At 42.9% G+C, this 4934-nt stretch carries 3 protein-coding genes; 2 read left to right on the plus strand and 1 reads right to left on the minus strand.

What is annotated here, in order from left to right; genetic code table 11:
- Positions 1–172: 172 nt before the first annotated feature.
- Positions 173–517, minus strand: coding sequence for a recombinase family protein (locus ACQ4M4_RS28610; protein WP_430687872.1), 345 nt, complete (start codon positions 515–517; stop codon positions 173–175).
- Positions 518–2464: 1947 nt separating this feature from the next.
- On the opposite strand from ACQ4M4_RS28610, the gene ACQ4M4_RS28615 reads away from it, so the two are divergent.
- The gene (locus tag ACQ4M4_RS28615) at positions 2465–3691 is read left to right on the plus strand and encodes a sensor histidine kinase (protein ID WP_430687873.1); all 1227 of its coding nucleotides are present in this window, start codon (positions 2465–2467) and stop codon (positions 3689–3691) included.
- The gene (locus ACQ4M4_RS28620; protein WP_430687874.1) at positions 3657–4361 is read left to right on the plus strand and encodes a response regulator; all 705 of its coding nucleotides are present in this window, start codon (positions 3657–3659) and stop codon (positions 4359–4361) included. The genes ACQ4M4_RS28615 and ACQ4M4_RS28620 overlap by 35 nt, the downstream gene beginning before the upstream one ends.
- The last annotated feature ends 573 nt before the right edge of the window (positions 4362–4934 follow it).

The raw sequence follows: 4934 nt of genomic DNA on the forward strand, positions 1-4934 counted from the left end.
GGCGGTACATCGGCAAGCTCGTGCAAGGTTTTTGAGAGGTTTTACACTTTTTCTTTGCACTTTAGCAGACTTGATCTCGCTTGAAAACTAGGCACTGTAAACCTTTGCTGCTTTTTTCAGCAAACCCGAAATAGCGATCGCCATAACCCAAATTTCTAGGGCACGAAGTAGGTTAGTTTTGCCGTACAGCCAATTGATGCCAATCTTTTGAGGATCGCGCCAATCGCGACATTTCTACCCCTAATATCAACCCAACGTGGCTTAGCCCAGCTTCCGTCACCAAGCGCTGAAAACCGACTCGCCCTTCCACACTACTCCCTGATTTACCCAGGTCATCATCAATCGTCAGGACTCGTTCCTGGCTCCAGCCAAATGCTTCCGCTCGATGCACTAAGCCATACTGAAGTCGCGTAGACTCTTGATGATCTAGAACTTGTTGTAACGTTGACTGCCGCACATACACCACAGCTAGTCGCTCTAAATGGTGAGCCTGAATCTTCTCAGAGCGCCATTTCATAGACTCATCCTTGTGGTTCATTGCCCTGCTCCTCCCTGGCTACAAGTGCTATCTGGCTCTCCAGCATTTGTCCCAGGATCCAGACCAGGCGTTTGCGGTTGCTGGGAGGCAGGGTTGCCCACAAAGATGGAACTATTGAACTGATGGGCGGGGGGGGGGGGCTCGACTGGCTCAAGCATAGTGTACCTTCCTGTTCGGCTAATGCTTGACTTGCTTGGATTCTAGCAACTACCTCTACTACTCGCAGCAACCCCTCAAGGCTCAGCGTGGGAGGTTGCAATCCTTTTGTGTTTATAGGGGGTATCCTGGCTGCCGCATTGAAGAGGAACTGCTTGATGAAAAGTTTAATGGGTTTCAACTGGAACGCTCTGAGATTCGTTCTGTTCCAGCCCTCTCTTGCCTTTGCCTAGTACTTGCGGTGACTACACTGCTGTTGAGTGTACAGGGGCAGCAAGTTGTCGCGTCGGGTAAGCGGCGGTGTTTTGATGCACATTGAGAGCGGGGCAACAGCTATTTTCGCATTGGCTGGAATTGGCTCAAGGGTTGCCTGCACAAAGACTGGGCATTGTTTTCCTCAATTGAGTTGCAAGGTGGACGCGATCCTGCTCCCGCTATTGCATCCAAAAAGCAAGCTCAACAGCAGTCTAATCGGGAGTTTACAGTCCATTCTTACCGATTTGTCACCTGAGATTTGTCAGTCAACCAGCTGTTCTCCTGCAACCTCGAGTTACGAGAATTTCTTGAGAAGAAGGGCGGTTTTTTAGTCTGTCTCTCGTCACTTTTATCTGATAGACCAACAGTACACTCGTTGAGTGAATAACACACTCGGTGAGTTTTCTTCAAAGCAACTTTAAGGGCTGGAAGCAATGCAGGATGAAGTGCAAGTGCTAACACATAGTCGCCGAACTGAACAATTGGATCATCATTGAACAAGATAATCTGATCTCCCCTTAACACTCCCAGCACAGTGCAATTTTCTGGCACCACGATTTGTGAGAGTGCAATTCCACAATGACAACTGTTAGTGAGAATGTTCACTGAAACTAAACCAGGCTCTCTGGAAACTTTATTCTCAACCATGGCTAGCGGTTTTCTTGACTAATTTGAGATTGAAACTTATATCTTATTATGTAAATTTTCTTTTAATTTTTACAGAGTAGTAGGTATAAGTTGAGGGTATAGAAATGGTATAGAAGTGCTTAAACGTTTTACACGTATGCTATTGAATAAGGACAAATCACTCTTACCTGTTGAAGAGTTTCTCGCCGCTCAGAAATTGATTTCTGGGCTAACAGCAGAAGTCTATTCAAATGGACTGAAGTTCTGAGACAATCCTCTTGAGAGGACTTTAGCTATGAGGCAAGTTGAAGATTTGTCAGTCAACCAGTGCAAAACCTCATAAGTTAAGTGGTACTAAAAGCTCAAAACAGACTTTCAATTAAGCTTTTAGATCACGTTGACTTTGCTTTTATCTTTGATAAAAAATATTTGAATACAAGCTGATAGTTACATTGTTGCCAACAAACTTAAACTATCAAGAGATGGAGTGCAGGTATATTCTCAAGTTTATAATTGAAATAAGCAGATATATATCGATCGTTAATTAAGGGTATAAATCAGGACTAAACTCCAACCAAATCTCTCTGAAAGAGTAGAGTGAAGGGGAGAGGAGAAAAATAGGATTTGAATCATGGTGAAATCAACTCATTGGCAAACGGCTAATGAACAGCTAAAGAGTTTGTAAATTTTCCTATGTCGTAACTCAAGAGTTCGCGAGGTGAAACGAAAGTGGGCAGGCTAAAAGCCCTAAAAGCTAAAGCCACTTAAAGCTGACTAGAAATGCTTTAGGAATTAGCTTTCAACCCATTTGGTGGGTTTGAGCGTTGATTTGATTCAAGGCTCAAGTTAATACACAACTTTTGAACAGACTCCAGCTAAGAGCAGTTCTTGAAAGAGCTTCGCTGTCCTGGCTCCGTACAGATTTGCACAAATAACTTTGTTTGCAAAGGTAATTTAAGTTATTTTACTACCACGATGATATTCCATCTTTCTACTCACTTTTTTAAGCATTTTTATCTCAGTCAACTCTGGTTGATTGTGGGGATATCTGTAATTGTTTTTGTATTGGAATTTTCAACATCTCCCGATTATATTTTTGGATATTTGTATATTGGGTCAATTTTGTTAGCGAGTGCCTGGTTAGATCGTCGAATCACGTTGATTATCATCTCAGTCGCTGCATTTCTCACGATTTTGAATATTTGGATTCCTGGTCTACATGAAGTCAATGCAGCAACCGTTACTAGCCGATTAGTTGCCGTTTTAGCATTGGTGGTGACAGGCTTTTTAAGCGATCGCAATCGTCGCTACGCAGAGGAAATTGTTCAACAAGAGGCAAAGCTTCATGCCCAAGAAATCCTATCCAGGGTTCGCGAAGACTTTGTTTCAACATTGACCCATGATTTAAAGACACCTCTACTGGGCGCGATCGAGACAATCAAAGCATTTCAACACGGAACATTTGGAACAGTCACGGGAATGCAGCAGAAGGTATTAGCTACAATGGCGCGAAGTCATCATACCTCTCTAGAACTGGTGGAAACCCTGCTTGATGTTTATCGCAATGACATTCAGGGGTTACAGTTAAGGTTAGAGCTAATAGACCTAGTTACGCTGGCTGAAGAAGCCATGATGCCCTTGAGGGAATTGGCAGCGACGCGACAAGTCTACTTACGTCTGGCTTATGAATCATCGGAGTTTCGTCGAGCATTTTGGGTCAAAGGGGACATATTTCAACTCCGCCGAGTTTTTACCAACTTGATTATCAATGCCATCAATTATTCTCTTCGAGGAAGCTTAGTTGAAATTGTTTTGGAACCTCACCCGCGTTACCACATTGTCAAAATTATTGATGCTGGAGATGGAATTGCAGCAAGAGAGTTACCTCAATTGTTTGAGCGGTTTTATCAGGGTGATGGTAGCCGTCAAGTTAAAGGATCTGGATTGGGGTTATACCTAACTCGGCAGATTATTGAGGCTCATGGAGGAAAGATATGGGCAGAAAATCGGGTAACTAAAGGGGCAATTTTCAGTTTTCGTTTGCCCGTTTTTCCATTGCAGTTTGATAATTTAACGAAAGATGTCTTTAATTCCAATCCGAATTCTTCTCGTTGAAGACGATGAACTGTTTCGTTTGGGACTCCGAATTCGATTACAACAAGAGGATGGGTTTGAAGTGCTCGCTGAAGCCGAAGACGGTGAAATGGCTGTCGATCTGTCTAGCCGTCTACCCCTAGACATTGTTTTGTTGGATATTGGCTTACCTGGAATGGGGGGGATTGAAGCTTGCCGTCAGATTCATCAACACCGTCCTGAGTTACCTATTTTGGTGTTGACCTCTCACTCTCAGTATTCTGTTATTGCTCAATTAATAGAAGTTGGCGTGCAAGGGTATTGCTTAAAAGGGATAGAGGCTGACTTACTAATTTTGGCAATTCGCTCCGTTGTAGCAGGAGCCTCATGGTGGGATCAAACCGCTACGACAGAGATACAGGCGATATTTGAGGGCGATCGCCCTATCACTAATGAGCTTGAAATAGAGGTTGAATCAACCAATCCACTAACTCAAAGAGAACAGGAAGTTTTAGCGCTAGTTGCTGCTCATAAAACAAACCAGGAGATCGCTACAACGCTCTACATTACGCCTGGAACAGTTAAGGTTCATATTCATACAATTCTGCATAAATTAGAAGCACATGATCGCAGAGAAGCGGTTGCGATTGCACTAGAACGGGATTTAATTTCTCATAATTTGTTGTCTAGTAAGCAAAACCCAAACCCATGATACATCGCGCTTTTGTTGCTCGACCCTTACAATTACTAATTTCAACTCAAACTGATTCTCCAAGCAGTACGAGTAAAAATGAGTCAACTTCAGCTTCTCCTGATGACGCAATCAGTGGTTCTGCTTTTGTATGCATCTTCGTTATTTTTTCGCTTGCTGTTTTATCTGGTTCTCGCAAAAAGCGCAAAGTAAAATGCTCGACTCCTTGTAGAACGTGTCGGTTTTTTTCAAATAATACTCATCTTAAATGTGCTGTTCAACCAACACTTGTTTTAACAGAGCAGGCAAAGCACTGTCCAGATTATTTGTTTGTTTACCCTTCTCACATAGAGCAAGAAGATGAGAAATCTAGGTTTTGAGCCATTAAACATGTTGGCTCTCTTTGTTAATGAAAGTGAGCGAAACTATTGTACTTTCAGTATAGAGTCCCCTTCCTGCTTCAAACCTTAAGAGCTGATTTATGAATGAAATCTTAAGCTCCTAATCTTCGAAGCATCAGCCGCAGTAAGGAGCCATAAATCATCGCTTCACTGACCTCTGAATACACCTCATAATCCTTGCTCAACCGCCTGA

It is taken from the genome of Leptolyngbya sp. AN02str (genome assembly GCF_050565595.1).
In the GTDB taxonomy this organism is placed as follows: Bacteria; Cyanobacteriota; Cyanobacteriia; order Elainellales; family Elainellaceae; genus Kaiparowitsia.